Genomic DNA, 15,319 nt, shown 5'->3' on the forward strand with positions numbered 1-15,319 from the left:
AATAATTTAAACCTTATAACTATACCTCTTAACCAAACTTTTAGAATGGATAAATTTAACCGCACCATTCCTTTGTTAAAAAACAGAACTTTTATTAAAAAAACAACTAAAGAGAGTTATTCGCATAAAATTCATAAAAAAAACCACCATACTGCTATAAAAATACAATACAAACATAAGATAATACTATTTTAACACACTCACCTTATTTATTCTTATTTTTTTAACGTTTCTTATATATTTAACTCCACATTGAAAACAAAACATTAATACTTTAATAAAAGTTAAAACATTTATAGCTTAAATTTTTTCTTATGAAAACACAATTACCCTTGAATTATTTAATGGGGTTATTTTTACTTTTTTCTGTAAAAATTAATGCGCAAGAAATAAAATCTTGTCCATCAGACCTTTTTAATCAACTTTACTTTAAACAACACCCAGAAGCAAAAAAAGAATATATTGAATTTAATAAATATTCCAGAGAACAAGCTAAAAAGCAGTTTAAAGGAAAAGTCAATACCTCTTATGTAATACCTGTAGTTTTTCATGTATATGGAGCTACTCAACATGGTAAAACGATTACTATTAATAAAATAGAAACCGCCTTAGAGAAGCTAAACGATGATTTTCAAGGATTAAATCCTGACTTTAATAGTGTTGATCCTTTATTTGACCCTATCAAAGGTTCATTAGATATTGAGTTTAAACTTGCTAAAAAAGATCCTAATGGAAATTGCACTACTGGAGTGGTATTTTACGATGAAAAAGGAGGGTATGGAAATATTGGTAGCGCAATTGAAACTCAAATTGCTGCAGATGCCTGGGATAATTATAAATATATGAATGTATATATACAAGGATATCTACATGATGATGGTAAAGCCAATTATTCAGGAATTGCATGGTACCCTAATAGCTCTATGTCTGATAAAAATATTGCCAGAGTTGTTTACAATGGTCAATATCTACATGGTAATACAGATGATGAATTTGCTTCAAGTTTAACTCATGAGTTTGGACATTGGTTAAATTTGATTCATACATTTCAAGGAGGTTGTAATTCTGTAACAAATGACGAAGTAGATGACACACCTACTGAAAATGCTTCTACTGTAGCCTCTAATGGTTGTGCTCCTTCTAAAAACTGTAAAGACGAATTCATTAATTATGAAAATTATATGGGCTATAATGGAGCAGAATTCAAATGTTATAAGATGTTTACCCAAGGGCAAGTTACAAGAATGATAACTGCACTTAAACACCCTACTAGAAAACCTTTATGGGCAGCTCAAAACTTAATAGATACAGGTGTAAATGGAGGTAATGGAAGCTTAAGTATAAATAATGAAATATATAAAGAAAGTACTTCTAATGACGGTAGCTTTAATAAAACCAATATAATCACTATTAGTAATGGTAACTTTAGAGCTTCATCTGGAACATTAACATCTGGAGTTGATTATAATTTAACACTTCCTACAGGGTTAACTAGTAATATTGAAATTACCTCATTAACTACCGCTAATGTTACAATATCAGGAATTGCTGCTAGCCATGATGAAACTAATAATCAAGAAATTGTTATTAGTTTTGAAGACTCTGCTCTAGAAAATGGACATTCCTTATTTTGTACTTCAATTAAAGGTAGTTTAGAGTTTTATGATCCTTATGAAGTTATCTATGAGGATATTTCTGATGTTACTGCTACAACGGGAGCTACTTGGGGCCCTTTTTATTTAAGTAAATTAAAAGGCGGTGATGAAGGAAAACAATACGGCCTTTGGGTTTACCAAACTGGACATTTAAAAATTGAAACAAGAGGTAATGCTTTAGTTACAGAAACTGGTACTAGAAATATTAGTTTTTTAAATAGTGGAGACTTAATTTCTTCTACAAGTCATTTTAACACATCTGGAACAACTCCCTCAGGAGAAGATATTTTAGCTATCCGTAATAATTCTTATACAGATTGGGATGGTAAAACTGGATATTTAGGTTTTAAAGCTTTATACAGAGGAGATACAATTCATGGATGGATGAAAGCTAGTGTTTCAGCTGATGGTGAAACAGTAACTATTTATGAATATGCTTTTACAACTCAACCAGATGGAAATATTAAAGCTGGTCAACGTTTATTCAACCCTGACGACTCTCTATTAATCGTTAATAATCAAGATATTTTAGAAGAAACCTCAAATGATGGTAGTGTTAATAAAACGGTTATTATTGATATAGCTGGTCCTGCCAATTTTGCTAATAAAACGTTTATAAAAGACATAGACTTTTCTACTACTGTACCCACTGGATTTAATGTTAGTGTATCTTATATAAATAACACACAAGTTTCCTTTACTATAACTGGAACAGCTGCTAATCATGCAGTAGTTGATAATAGTTCTTTTACTATAAGCTTAAATGCTTCTGCCTTTTCTGTTGGTGGTAATAATATTTCTAATGGAACAAACACATTTAACTTTAAGTTTTTTGATCCATATGAAATAATTTATGAAAATATAGCAGACGCTACTGCTACAACTGGAGCTACTTGGGGACCTTTTTACTTGAGTAAACTTAAAGGAGGTGATGAAAATAAGCAATATGGTGCATGGGCGTATCAAACTGGACATTTAAAAATTGAAACAAGAGGTAATGCCTTAGTTACCGAAAATGGTACTAGAAATATCAGTTTTTTAAATAATGGAGACTTAATTTCTACTACCAGTAATTATAATACATCTGGAACAGCAGCCTCTGGAGAAGATATTTTAGCTATTCGTAATAATTCTTTTACAGATTGGGATGGTAAAACTGGGTATCTTGGATTTAAGGCTAAACACAACGGGTTTGATATTCATGGATGGATGAAAGCCAGTGTTTCTTCAGACGGTGAAACCTTAACAGTCTATGAATATGCCTTTACTACAGAACCAAATGGTGATATTAAGGCTGGACAAACTTTAATTGACGACACTGCTTCTCAATTTCTTTTTGACAACAAAGATATTAATGAAGATGAAGTTAATGATGGAACTATTAATACAACCATTTTAGTAGACTTATCAGGTTCAGCAGAATTTACAAATAAAACTTTTGTAAAAGATACCGACTTTACTACTAACATTCCTAACAACCTTACAGTTACTATAACATATATAAATAGTAAGAAAGTTAGTATTAATGTTAGTGGAATAGCTACTAGTCATACTACAGCTAATAATACTTCTTACTCTATCACTTTTAATAGTAATGCTTTTGATAGTGGTTTTAATGGAATTACAAATACTAGCAATAACTTTAACTTTAATTTTATTGATCCTTATGAAATAATCCATCATGATATTACAGACGCTGTAGCAACTACTGGTGCTACTTGGGGGCCATTTTATTTATCTAAATTACAAAACGGAGATGGAGGCAAACAATATGGTGCTTGGGTTTATCAAACAGGAAACTTAAAAATTGAAACTAGAAGTAATCAATTAGTGACTGAATCTGGAACAAAAAATATTACATTAATTAACGCAGATGAAATTATCTCAAGTGCTAGTAACTTTACCTCTCCTGGAACTGCTGCATCTGGAGAAGACTTATTAACTATGAGAACTCCAACCTATACAAATTGGGATGGTAAAACTGGATATGTAGGATTTAAGGCTAAACACAATAATAAAGATGTTCATGGGTGGATGAAAGCTAGTGTTTCTGCTAATGGTGAAACATTAACAATATATGAGTATGCATTTTATACTAGACCTAATGGAACGATAAAAGCTGGACAAACTGTATTGGATATTACAACTCCTGAAATACTTTTTACCACTAATGATGTAAATGAATTGGACACCAATGATGGTAGTATAAATACTTCAATAAACCTTGATATAATTGGACCTGCAGAATTTACTGATAAAAACTTTGTAAAGGACGTTGATTTTACTACTACAATTCCTGGTAATTTTACTGTTAGCCTTACCTATGTTAATGCTCATAAGGTAACGCTAAATATTAGTGGTTCAGCTACCAATCATACATCGACTGATAACGCTTCCTATACTATAACTTTAAACTCTTCAGCATTTAATAGTGGTTTTGATGCTATAAATAATGTAAATACTCTTAATTTTAAGTTTACTGATACTATTTATGAAATTATCACTGGAACCTTATCAGGTATAGAAACTACATCTACTGCTGTTTGGAAGTCTTTTAAAATTCCTGAATTAGATTCTGATAATAGAGGTACAGATTTTGGCGCATGGTACTCTGGAGGAATGAGACTTGAAAACTATAATAAAAAAATAGTTACAACAGATACAAATACAATTAAATTAATCCCTGCAAATACCATAATAAATGATTCAAGTAATTTTACAGATACTGCTAGACCATTTATAAGAAATAGTAGTTATACAGAGTGGGATGGAAAAACTGGGTACATTGGTTTTCAATCTACCTATAATGGTGAAATCGTTAATGGATGGTTAAAAGCTAGTATTTCTGCTGATGGTGGAACTTTTACTATTACTGAATATGCCTTCTATACTAGACCAAACGGAGCGATTAGAGCAGGTGCCAAAGCTTTACCTATAACTTGGACTGGTGATACTAATAATGATTGGAATACCGCTAGCAACTGGAGTACTAGTACTATCCCTACCAGTATAGATAATGTTATTATTCCAAGTGGATTAACAAATTATCCAGAAATAAATAGTGCTGTAACTATTAACACATTGGAGTTAGCGTCTGGAACTTCTTTAATTGCTAATACTTCTGTATCTGGAAATGTTACGTATACTAGAAATTTACCTACTAATAACTGGTATTTAGTATCGTCACCTGTAAATGGAGAATCAATTGAAAATTTAAGAACTCAGAATAACTTTGCGCAAAGTAGTTCTAGTGATAGAATTGGTATTGCCCAATATAAGAATGATGGTACTAAATGGAATTATTACACTGAATCTTCTACAGGTTCAATAAATTCAGGTCAAGGGTATTCTGTAAAGCTAAATTCTGCGGAAAGTTTAACTTTCACAGGAACTTTAAATACTGGAAATATTACTTATCCTATTACTCAAGGTACTAATAGTTTTAATTTAGTAGGAAATCCTTTCTCCGCATTTATGCAATTAGGTACATTCATGACTAATAACTCTTCTGGATCAATATTATCAGAAGCTTCTATTTGGTTATGGAATCAAGCAACAGGTAATTACGAGTTAAAACTAGGAGGATTAGATGCAAACTTCCAAATCTCTCCTGGTCAAGCATTTTTTATTAAAGCTGGATCTAATACTAATATTACTTTTAACTCAAGTAACCAAAGTCATCAAAATGATACATTTCAGAAGGTTTCTAGAGCTGAAATCGTATTAACAGCTAAAGATAATGATGATATTAAATCTACAAAACTATACTACTTGGATGGGGTTACTACAAGTTTTGATAATGGTTTTGATGGAACTTTGTTCAATGGTATTAGCAGCAATTACGAAATTTTCACTCAATTAGTAACTAATAACAATGGTAAAAACTTAGCTATACAATCATTACCTTTAAATGATATAGAGACTATAGTTGTTCCTATTGGTTTAAATGCTAAAGCTAATAAAACAATAGAATTCTCTGCGCAAGCTTCAAATTTACCGAATAATATTGAAGTTTACTTAGAAGATAAATTAACAAATACTATCACTAAGATTACTCACAACAATTATACAGTTACCTTAAATAAAAGCTTAAATAATATAGGTAGATTCTATCTTCATACAACAAGTCAAAAATTAAGTTCTGATGATTATAATGAGGCTTTAAATAGTATAGGCATTTACAAATCTTCAAACAATAAACTAACTATTAACGGATTATACTCTAATAACTCAATACTTACTATTTATAATATACTTGGTAAGGAAATTAGTAAAAATGAGTTTAGTTCAAATGGTCAATCTAAAATAACTTTACCACAAGTTTCTGCTGGAATTTATCTAATTGAAATTTCTTCTGAACATGGAAAAATTAATAAAAAAATTATTATTGAATAAATAAACACCTACTACAATGAAAGAACAAAATAATATAACAAGAAAAGAGGCCTTAAAAAAAATAGGAGATTATGGTAAATATTCTGCCTTAACTGCATTAGGTACTTATTTGTTATTGAATCCTAAAAAGGCACAAGCCCAAAGTCCTAACCCTGAAGATCCAGGTGATGGATTTGAATAATAATTAAAATAAAAAAGGTTAATATTAAGTTTAATATTAACCTTTTTTATTTAACAATAAGTTACAAAATACAATTTACACTTAATTAAATACTTTATTATCAAATACCCTATGTTTTTTAATAAAAAAACAGTTAAAAACATATATTTATAACCAAATAGTAAACAATTCCCTTGTTTATTATAATTCTCTTAAATATTAAACTGTTTAAAATAAGCATTCATGAAGAAAATTTTACCCTATGTATTTTTGATATGTATATCTGTACTCATAACTCAAAAGATGTATAGTCAAAAAGAAAAAGCTTGTCAAGCTCACATATATAATGAGCTATTTTTTAAAGATAATCCCCTTGCTAGAAATGAATATATTAATTTCAACAAAAAGCAAAATAATTTAAGCCTACAACAAAAACTTAACAATAATAAAGCTACTTATATAATTCCTGTTGTTTTTCATGTATACGGAAAAATGCAAAACGGAAAAACCGTTACTGTTCAAAAAATAGAAAAAGCTTTAGAAAAGCTTAATGAAGATTTTCAAGGAAAAAACGATGATTTTAATGATGTTGATCCATTATTTTCTCCTATAAAAAGTTCATTAAATATTGAATTTAGATTGGCTAAAAAAGATCCTAACGGTAAATGTACATCTGGTGTTGTTTTTTACAATGAAAAATTTGGTTATGGTAATACAGATAGTGCTACGGAAAATCAAATATCTGCTGATTCATGGAATAACTATAAGTATATGAATGTGTATATTCAAGGTGACCTTCATAATAACGGCGTAAAAAACAATTCAGGAATTGCCTGGTATCCAAGCACATTGATGTCTAATGCAGGAACTGCAAGAGTTGTATACAATGGTCAATACTTATATGATAATACCGATAGTGAATTTGCTTCTAGTTTAACTCATGAGTTTGGACATTGGCTTAATTTAATTCACACATTTGAAGGAGGTTGCAATTCTGCTACTAATGATGGAGTGAGTGATACACCTGCTGAAAACTCTGCAAGTCTTGATGCCAATGGATGTAGCCCTTCAAAAAACTGTAAAGGAGAATATATTAATTATGAAAATTATATGGGATACAATGGAGCTAAATTTAAATGCTACAAAATGTTTACCCAAGGACAAGTTAACAGGATGGTAACTGCTTTAGGTCATCCAGCTAGAAGACCTCTTTGGAGTGCCCAGAACTTGATTGATACTGGTGTTGATGATTCTGTAGCCAGTTTAAGTATAAATGATAATCTATTTAAAGAGGAATTAAGTAATAATGGTAGTGTTAACACCCAAAATACTATTACTATTAAAAATGCTAGCTTTAAGACTTCTTCTGGTACTTTAACATTAGGAGTAGACTATAATTTAAATCTTCCTTCTGGTTTAAGTAGTTCTATTGAAATAACCTCTTCAACTACTGCTGATATTACTATTTCTGGAACGACATCTAACCATAATGAATCTAACAATCAAGATATAACAATAAGCTTTAATGATTCTGCTTTTGAAAATAACAACGGTTTAATTTGTACGTCAATTTTAGGAAAATTAGAGTTTTATAATCCTTATGAAGTAATATATGAAAATATAGCTGATGCCTCAGCTGGTCCAACGCAATCATGGAATAAATTCTACTTATCAAAAATTGATGGAGATAATGCTTATGGTACTTGGGTTTATCAATCTGGTCATTTAAAAATTGAAACTTATAAGAAAATGTTGGTGTCTGAACCTAATAGCAGAAATATAACCTTGCTTCAAAATAACGAATTAATTTCTTCTTCAAGTAACTTTGCTTTACCTGGTAGTGATCCTTCTGCTTCTGATTTATTAGCTATACGAAATAATAGTTATAAAAATTGGGATGGGAAAACAGGCTACATAGGTTTCAAAGCTACTCATAAGGGAAATATTGTACATGGATGGATAAGAGCCAGCGTTTCTAGTGATGGTAAAACTGTTACAGTCTATGACTATGCTTTTTCAACTGAACCTAACGGTTCAATACGTGCAGGTTCAACAACAATTCCATTAAGTTCAGAGGATTTTAAAGATATTTTGAGTAGTATCAACGTTTACAAATCATCTTATAATAAACTAACAATTAACGGATTGAACTCTAAAAACTCAATATTACAGATATACAATTTATTAGGTAAAGAAATAAATAAACAAAAATTTACCTCAAATGGTTTTACCAATTTAGAAATACCCGAAATCTCTACAGGTATTTATTTAATAGTAATCAAATCTGAATTAGGTAGAATTAGTAAAAAAATAATTATTGAGTAATCTTTATTAATTAATCTATAAAAAAACTCAGAGAGGCAATTCTCTGAGTTTTTGTTTTACTTAATTTTATTAATATAAATACCCCATTTTACCTTTTTGGTAATCTCTCAAAGCTTCCATTATTTCTGTTTGTGTATTCATTACATATGGTCCCCATGAAGCTACTTTTTCATTTATTGGCTCTCCTGATAAGATTAATAGAGTACTTTCACTTCTTGCATCTAATTTAATATAATCTCCTTCTTCTTTAAAAGTAATCATCTGCACAGCTCCTTTTTTCAATAAAACTTCATCATTTATCAAAGCCTCTCCATTTAGCAAATAAACTAATAATTTGTGACCTTCTGGAATTTCTACCTTAATACTACCTTTTTCTTTAGCTTCTAGGGTAAATACATTTACTGATGTTTGCGTCTTAATTAACCCTTCTTTATCTTGTTGTTTTCCTGCTACTACTTTTAATTTAATTGTACAATCTTCATTTTCTATTACAGGTATATCTTCGCTCTTTATATGTTGATAATTTGCTGGCATCATTTTCTTATTTGCTGGTAAGTTTAACCATAACTGAATACCTTCTAACTCTCCTCCTCTTTCAACAAATTCTTTAGATGGCCCTTCAGCATGAACAATTCCTCTTCCTGCTGTTGTCCATTGAACATCTCCAGCTTTTACTAACATTTCATTTCCCAAAGAATCTCTATGCAATTGCTCACCTTTAAATAATAGTGTTATTGGTTCAAATCCACGGTGAGGATGTGGTCCTAAATCAAAAGGATTATTAAAAGCGTTAATAGCATAAGGCCCATAATGATGTAATAACAAAAAAGGATCTACCATATCTATACCTTGAGTAGGTAAAGGTTGTCTTAATCTTACTGGTCCCATATTAACTAGTGGACTTCCTACTTTTTCTTCTATTTTTTTTAATTGTTTCATAATTCTTAATTTATTATTTTCCATGGAAAATATTTTTTCAAAAAAAAACAACTATACACTCTTTTAAGTATTGAGTGTATGGTTATCTACCTTAATTTGTCTAATAAATTACTTAAGGTTATTGCTTCTTCATCTGATAGGTTTTCTAATAAATCAAAGTTTAATGATTTATCTATTACCTCTAAAAGTTCAAGTCCTTTCTCCTTTATATTAATATATACTACTCTTCTATCAGAATTACTTCGAATTCTTTCAATAAGTTGTTTATCGCATAGCTTATCCATCAAACGCGTCGCATTTGGAGCTCGTTCAATCATTCTATCTTTTATAAGCTGTACTTTAATAGGTTCACCAGCTCCTCTTAAAATTCTTAAAATATTGAACTGCTGAGGTGAAATACCATAAGGTTTAAATAATTCATTCTCCTTACTATTCAGCCAATTGGCTGTATATTTTATATTAATAAATGCTTTCACTTTATTATTTGGAAATTTTGACGCTATATCCTTAGAAATATCACCCATTATATTTGTTTTTCTTTTACAAAATTAAAAAAAAAGATAATTAAATACCAAGGTAAATAATTACACCTCACAGTTCTATTTTTTATAATCAAATTACTTCTTCAAATTGCTTTACTACGACCTCTAAATCACTTTTTAATTCTTGATTTACAATCTTATTTTCTATAAAGTTTTGTCCAAAAGAAGGCAAAGAGAAACTAGAAATAATATTTCCTCCCATATATGGAAAACCTGCTTTAGCTATACCTAGTACTGATGCTCCTCCTCTACCTCCTGGTGAAGTTGCCATTAATAACATTGGTATGTTATTCCATAATTTTTGTTGGATTCTTGACATCCAATCGTAAACATTTTTAAAAGCTGCGGTAAAGTTTCCATTATGTTCAGCTAAAGAAAGTATGATTCCATCAGAAGTATGAATAGTTTCTAAAAGTTTTTTAGCAATCTCTGGAATCCCTTTTTCACTTTCTTCATCAACACTATAAATTGGCATTAAGTAATCGTTTAAATCAAGTATTTTTAACTCTGCTTCTTTAGTCAATAAACCTGCTGTATAAGTTGCTAATTGTTTATTAATTGAATTTTTACTATTACTACCTGCTAATACAATAATTTTCTTCATGATTTTACACTATTTTTTTTCTAAATATATAAGATGTTATTAATAATACCATTGCTCCTATCGAGCCACCTTGTCCTCCATCAGCAATCATTACATGTGCAAAAAATGCTAAAATTATAGCAAAAAAGAAGCCTGCGTATGCCCATTCTTTTATTATTTCATTTTTTACAAACCAAATTGCTATTAAACCTAATATTTTTGCTACCCCATAAGGGTAAATTATGTATGTTGGATACCCAAAAATTTCATACATTTTGGCTATTTCTGCATGATTAAAAAAATACATTCCAGCAGAAAACAGCATTAAAGCTGATAACAAACCTGTAGCTATGTAAAAAATTATTTTGTTTTTATTCATGGTTATGGTTAATTAAAATTATTATTAACAAAGATAATAAAAAATTACTATCCATGGAATATATTATCTAGGTAAATATGTTGTTTTTTTATTAACAAAAAAGCAATCACTCAAAAATAAGTGATTGCTTGTTATATAAATAAATAATGGTTTTAAGTTTTCTTACTTATTCTTTATACACTCCCATAGCAGCATATTTATCCATTCTTCTAGACACTAATTCGGTTTCTTCTAAATCTTTTAACTCATTAAATGCTGCTAAAATTTGATTTTTCACTGCTTCAAAAGTCCCTTCTCTATCAGAATGTGCACCTCCAGCTGGCTCTTTAATGATATCATCAACAATTTTAAGTTTCATCCCATCACTAGCCGTTAACTTTAAAGCTTCAGCTGCTTGTTCTTTTTGCTCCCAACTTCTCCACAATATAGAAGAACAATTTTCAGGTGATATTACAGAGTACCATGAGTTTTCTAGCATATAAACTCTATCTCCTACTCCAATACCTAAAGCTCCTCCAGAAGCTCCTTCTCCTATAATAATAGATACAATTGGAGTTTTTAAACGAGACATTTCAAAAATATTACGTGCTATTGCTTCTCCTTGCCCTCTTTCTTCCGCTTCTAAACCAGGGTAAGCACCAGGAGTATCAACAAAAGTAACTACTGGAATACCAAACTTTTCAGCCATACGCATTAAACGCAATGCTTTACGGTATCCTTCAGGATTAGCCATTCCAAAATTTCTATATTGGCGTGTTTTAGTATTGTATCCCTTTTGGTGTCCAATAACCATGAATGATTGTTCACCTATTTTTCCTAAACCACCTACAATTGCTTTATCATCTTTAACACTTCTATCACCATGTAATTCCATAAAAGTATCGCCACAAAGCGCTTTTATATAATCCAGTGTATAAGGCCTATTGGGATGACGAGATAATTGTACTCTTTGCCAAGCTGTAAGGTTTTTATAAATATCTTTTTTTGCTTTTTCTAGCTTTTTTTCAATCTTCTTACATGTTTCGGTTACATCAACATCACTCTCTTTTCCTATGTCGTAACATTTTGCCAATTGATCTTTTAATTCTTTAATCGGCATTTCAAAATCTAAATATTCCATAGTGTATAGTTTGATTCCCTGCTAAAATTAATTAGTTATTTGTAAAGGCAAACATACTAAAAATTTATACAGATATTTAATTACTCTTATTTTTTTACTTCTTTTTTGTTTCTCTTATAACCTTAGAAAAAAGATTGTTTTTAAGTAAGCCATTTAACAAAACTACTAATAATACTATTACTGCTCCAAAATAAAACTCGGTATTCATCTGTTCTTTTTCGCCAAAAATTAACAGTGCTAAAATTATTGCATAAACCGGTTCAAGGTTAATTGTTAGCATCACAGTATAAGGTGTTACGTATTTCATTACTCTTACGGATGCTATAAACGCATAAGCTGTACAAATACTACTTAAAATGACTAAATAAACCCAATTTGAGATTGAAACTTGAAAAAAGCTTACTGAAATTTGGTTTGTTATGAGTAAGAATATAGTGATACTGGCTACTCCAAAAAATAACTGATAAAATGATATTACATCTGCATCATGTTCCTTTACAAAAAGTCCATTTAAAACTGAAAAAAGTGCAGATAAAAATGCTGAGATTAGCGCATAAATAATACCTAAAGTATACTGACTCTCAAAGTTAAATATAATATAGAGTCCTATGATTACTAATAGACCTAAAAAAATTTCAATTATTTTAATTTTTCTTTTAAAGAAAATAGGTTCTAATAAGGAAGTAAAAAAAGCACCTGTACTCATAGTTACTAATGCTACAGATACATTTGATACTTTTATTGCTTTGAAAAAAGTAATCCAGTGTACAGCTATTACAATACCTGAAATACAAAATTTTATTATTGCTTTTTTACCTACTTTAATTTTTTTCTTTTTTATTAAAAAATAGCAGGCTATAAAAATTACCGCTAATAACATACGATACCATACTAAAGGAATAGCATCAATTGTGATTAAAGCACCTAAGATTGCAGTAAACCCCCAAATAAAAACTATAAAGTGTAGTAATAGGTAATTTTTAAGTTTATTTCCTTGCATTTATATATAAATATACGGCAAATAAGCCAAACATAATATTTGGCATCCAAACATTTAAAATAGAATTTGCACCAGCAACAGCCCCTAAAACTTCTCCAATTTTCATAAAGAATACATATATAAACATTGCTGCTAACCCTAAAGCCAAATTGAGTCCTAATCCACCTCTTTTTTTCTTATGCGCCAAAGCAACGGCTATTAAAGTTAAAATATAAGATGCAATAGGCAAACTTGTTCTTTTATATAACTCAACATAATAAGCATTCAAATTTTTTATCCCTCTCTTTTTAGAAATAGCTATAAAATCTTTTAGTTCTCCTGATCTCATTTCTTGAGCAACAATAGATTTATAATTGAAGTCTTGAGGAGTAAAGGCAAAAATGGTATCTAACGAATTACCTGTAAATATGCTATCTCTATTTTTGAATACTTTTCTTTCTTTCCAATTATATAATTTAAAAGTACTGTCTTTTTCATTCCAGTTTATATTATCAGCAATTAACTTATATTTTAAGTGAATACCATTGTAAGTTTCTGTTGAAAAGTTATATCCTGAATTTCTTTGAAGATTAAAATTTTGAATAAAAACATACGTACTATCATTTAGTTGTAAACTAAAATCTTTTACAGAATTATCTTCATATCGATGATGAGAAAGATATTTTTTTTCAAAAGTTCTTCTTATTTTACTACTAGATGGTACAAAGAAATGGTTCATTAGCAAAGCTACTATCGTAATTATGGTAGCGCCTACAAAATATGGATAAAGAAAACGTGTAAATGATATTTGTGAACTGTTAATAGCTACAATTTCTGTATTATTGGCTAATTTAGAAGTAAATAGTATTACAGCAATAAATAAGCCTAAGGGCATAAAGGTATTAACGTAATAAATTATAAAGTTTACATAATAATCATTAACTACTTCCCAAAAAGTTAAGGATTCATGCCTTAAAAACCTATCTATCTTTTCAGCTATATCAATAGCCACAGCTATAGGAATAAGTATAAGTAGCGTAAATAAGAATGTTACTAAATAGCGTTTTAATATGTATCTATCTATTAATTTCAAATTATAAACGCTTATTCATTTGTTTTACCATTTTATCTTTCCATTCTGCAAAATCACCTGCTAAGATGTGCTTTCTTGCTTCACGCACTAACCATAAGTAGAATCCTAGATTATGAATAGAAGCTATTTGTTTACCTAGCATTTCTCTAGCAGCAAATAAATGTCTTAAGTAAGCTTTAGAATATAGTGTATCTACATAAGTTATTCCCATTTCATCTATTGGTGAAAAATCATTTTCCCATTTCTTATTTTTAATATTTATGGTTCCATGAGCGGTAAATAACATACCATTTCTTGCATTCCTAGTAGGCATAACACAGTCAAACATGTCAACACCTAACGCTATATTTTCTAATATATTTATAGGTGTTCCAACTCCCATTAAATATCGAGGCTTATCTTCAGGTAAAATACTACAAACAACATCAGTCATTGCATACATTTCTTCTGCTGGTTCTCCTACTGATAATCCTCCAATAGCATTACCCTCTGCTTCTACTGAAGCTATAAATTCAGCAGATTGTTTACGTAAATCTGTATACGTACTTCCTTGAACTATTGGAAATAATGTTTGGTTATATCCGTATTTAGTTGGCACTTTTTCAAGATGGTTAATACATCTTTTTAACCAACGATGCGTCATATGCATGGATTGTTTTGCATAACCATAATCACAAGGATATGGAGTACACTCATCAAAAGCCATGATAATATCAGCTCCAATAGACCTTTGTATTTCCATTACATTTTCTGGTGTAAAAAAATGTGTTGACCCATCTATATGGCTCTTAAATTTAACTCCTTCTTCATTAATCTTCCTTCTTCCTGACAAAGAGTAAACTTGATATCCACCACTGTCTGTTAGTATATTTCTATCCCAATTCATAAACTTATGCAAACCTCCAGCTTGCTCTAAAATTTGTGTTTGTGGACGTAAATATAAATGATAGGTATTCCCTAAAATTATATCAGGATTAATTTCGTTTTTTAACTCAGATTGATGCACTCCTTTCACGGTAGCTACCGTTCCAACAGGCATAAATATTGGGGTTTCTATAGTACCATGATCAGTAGTTATCACTCCTGCTCTGGCCTTACTTTTAGAATCTGTAATTTTTAAATCAAACTGCATAGTTGGCAAAGATACAT

11 protein-coding genes are annotated in these 15,319 nt (G+C 29.9%); 3 read left to right on the forward strand and 8 right to left on the reverse strand.

Going from position 1 to position 15,319, the window contains the following annotated elements; translation table 11 throughout:
* The first annotated feature begins 314 nt into the window (after nucleotides 1-314).
* The 3 genes from ABNT65_RS06200 (at nucleotide 315) to ABNT65_RS06210 (ending at nucleotide 8,535) form a co-directional block, all read left to right on the forward strand.
* Nucleotides 315-6,050, forward strand: coding sequence for a M43 family zinc metalloprotease (locus ABNT65_RS06200; RefSeq protein WP_348747445.1), 5,736 nt, complete (start codon nucleotides 315-317; stop codon nucleotides 6,048-6,050).
* Between the two features lie 16 nt (nucleotides 6,051-6,066).
* Entirely contained in the window at nucleotides 6,067-6,231 is a 165-nt protein-coding gene (locus tag ABNT65_RS06205) for a hypothetical protein (protein ID WP_348704036.1), read from the forward strand.
* A gap of 222 nt (nucleotides 6,232-6,453) precedes the next feature.
* Nucleotides 6,454-8,535 carry a M43 family zinc metalloprotease gene (locus ABNT65_RS06210; RefSeq protein WP_348747446.1) on the forward strand — a complete coding sequence of 694 codons (2,082 nt, stop codon included), beginning with the start codon at nucleotides 6,454-6,456 and terminating at the stop codon, nucleotides 8,533-8,535.
* A 69-nt stretch (nucleotides 8,536-8,604) separates the two neighbouring features.
* Here the strand turns inward: ABNT65_RS06210 and ABNT65_RS06215 are convergent, their stop codons facing one another.
* From ABNT65_RS06215 to tgt, 8 genes are all read right to left on the reverse strand, one after another.
* Nucleotides 8,605-9,498, reverse strand: a complete 894-nt coding sequence (locus ABNT65_RS06215; protein ID WP_348747447.1) for a pirin family protein — start codon at nucleotides 9,496-9,498, stop codon at nucleotides 8,605-8,607.
* Nucleotides 9,499-9,560: 62 nt separating this feature from the next.
* Nucleotides 9,561-9,998 (reverse strand): MarR family winged helix-turn-helix transcriptional regulator, encoded by a 438-nt coding sequence (locus ABNT65_RS06220; protein WP_348704033.1) that lies wholly within the window; start codon nucleotides 9,996-9,998, stop codon nucleotides 9,561-9,563.
* 88 nt (nucleotides 9,999-10,086) lie between these two features.
* Nucleotides 10,087-10,620, reverse strand: coding sequence for an NAD(P)H-dependent oxidoreductase (locus tag ABNT65_RS06225; protein ID WP_348747448.1), 534 nt, complete (start codon nucleotides 10,618-10,620; stop codon nucleotides 10,087-10,089).
* A 4-nt stretch (nucleotides 10,621-10,624) separates the two neighbouring features.
* Nucleotides 10,625-10,978: a DoxX family protein gene (locus tag ABNT65_RS06230; protein ID WP_348747449.1), complete on the reverse strand. Its 354-nt coding sequence runs from the start codon at nucleotides 10,976-10,978 to the stop codon at nucleotides 10,625-10,627.
* Between the two features lie 166 nt (nucleotides 10,979-11,144).
* A complete protein-coding gene (locus ABNT65_RS06235) occupies nucleotides 11,145-12,098 on the reverse strand; it encodes an acetyl-CoA carboxylase carboxyltransferase subunit alpha (RefSeq protein ID WP_348704030.1) in 954 nt (317 codons plus the stop codon).
* Between the two features lie 94 nt (nucleotides 12,099-12,192).
* Nucleotides 12,193-13,098: a DMT family transporter gene (locus ABNT65_RS06240; RefSeq protein WP_348747450.1), complete on the reverse strand. Its 906-nt coding sequence runs from the start codon at nucleotides 13,096-13,098 to the stop codon at nucleotides 12,193-12,195.
* Nucleotides 13,085-14,170 (reverse strand): LptF/LptG family permease, encoded by a 1,086-nt coding sequence (locus ABNT65_RS06245; protein WP_348747451.1) that lies wholly within the window; start codon nucleotides 14,168-14,170, stop codon nucleotides 13,085-13,087. Before ABNT65_RS06245 ends, ABNT65_RS06240 begins: the two co-directional genes overlap by 14 nt.
* A gap of 1 nt (nucleotide 14,171) precedes the next feature.
* A complete protein-coding gene (gene tgt / locus ABNT65_RS06250; RefSeq protein WP_348704026.1) occupies nucleotides 14,172-15,302 on the reverse strand; it encodes a tRNA guanosine(34) transglycosylase Tgt in 1,131 nt (376 codons plus the stop codon).
* Nucleotides 15,303-15,319 lie beyond the last annotated feature (17 nt).

The organism is Tenacibaculum sp. 190524A02b (assembly GCF_964036645.1).
GTDB classification, from domain to species: domain Bacteria; phylum Bacteroidota; class Bacteroidia; order Flavobacteriales; family Flavobacteriaceae; genus Polaribacter; species Polaribacter vairaonense.

Bases quoted from the DNA above. Each gene is read 5' to 3' on its own strand.
- ABNT65_RS06215 (WP_348747447.1), bottom strand. From the start codon at position 9,498: ATGGAAAATAATAAATTAAGAATTATGAAACAATTAAAAAAAATAGAA.
- ABNT65_RS06230 (WP_348747449.1), bottom strand. From the start codon at position 10,978: ATGAATAAAAACAAAATAATTTTTTACATAGCTACAGGTTTGTTATCA.
- ABNT65_RS06220 (WP_348704033.1), bottom strand. From the start codon at position 9,998: ATGGGTGATATTTCTAAGGATATAGCGTCAAAATTTCCAAATAATAAA.
- ABNT65_RS06235 (WP_348704030.1), bottom strand. From the start codon at position 12,098: ATGGAATATTTAGATTTTGAAATGCCGATTAAAGAATTAAAAGATCAA.
- ABNT65_RS06200 (WP_348747445.1), top strand. From the start codon at position 315: ATGAAAACACAATTACCCTTGAATTATTTAATGGGGTTATTTTTACTT.
- tgt (WP_348704026.1), bottom strand. From the start codon at position 15,302: ATGCAGTTTGATTTAAAAATTACAGATTCTAAAAGTAAGGCCAGAGCA.
- ABNT65_RS06240 (WP_348747450.1), bottom strand. From the start codon at position 13,098: ATGCAAGGAAATAAACTTAAAAATTACCTATTACTACACTTTATAGTT.
- ABNT65_RS06225 (WP_348747448.1), bottom strand. From the start codon at position 10,620: ATGAAGAAAATTATTGTATTAGCAGGTAGTAATAGTAAAAATTCAATT.
- ABNT65_RS06210 (WP_348747446.1), top strand. From the start codon at position 6,454: ATGAAGAAAATTTTACCCTATGTATTTTTGATATGTATATCTGTACTC.
- ABNT65_RS06205 (WP_348704036.1), top strand. From the start codon at position 6,067: ATGAAAGAACAAAATAATATAACAAGAAAAGAGGCCTTAAAAAAAATA.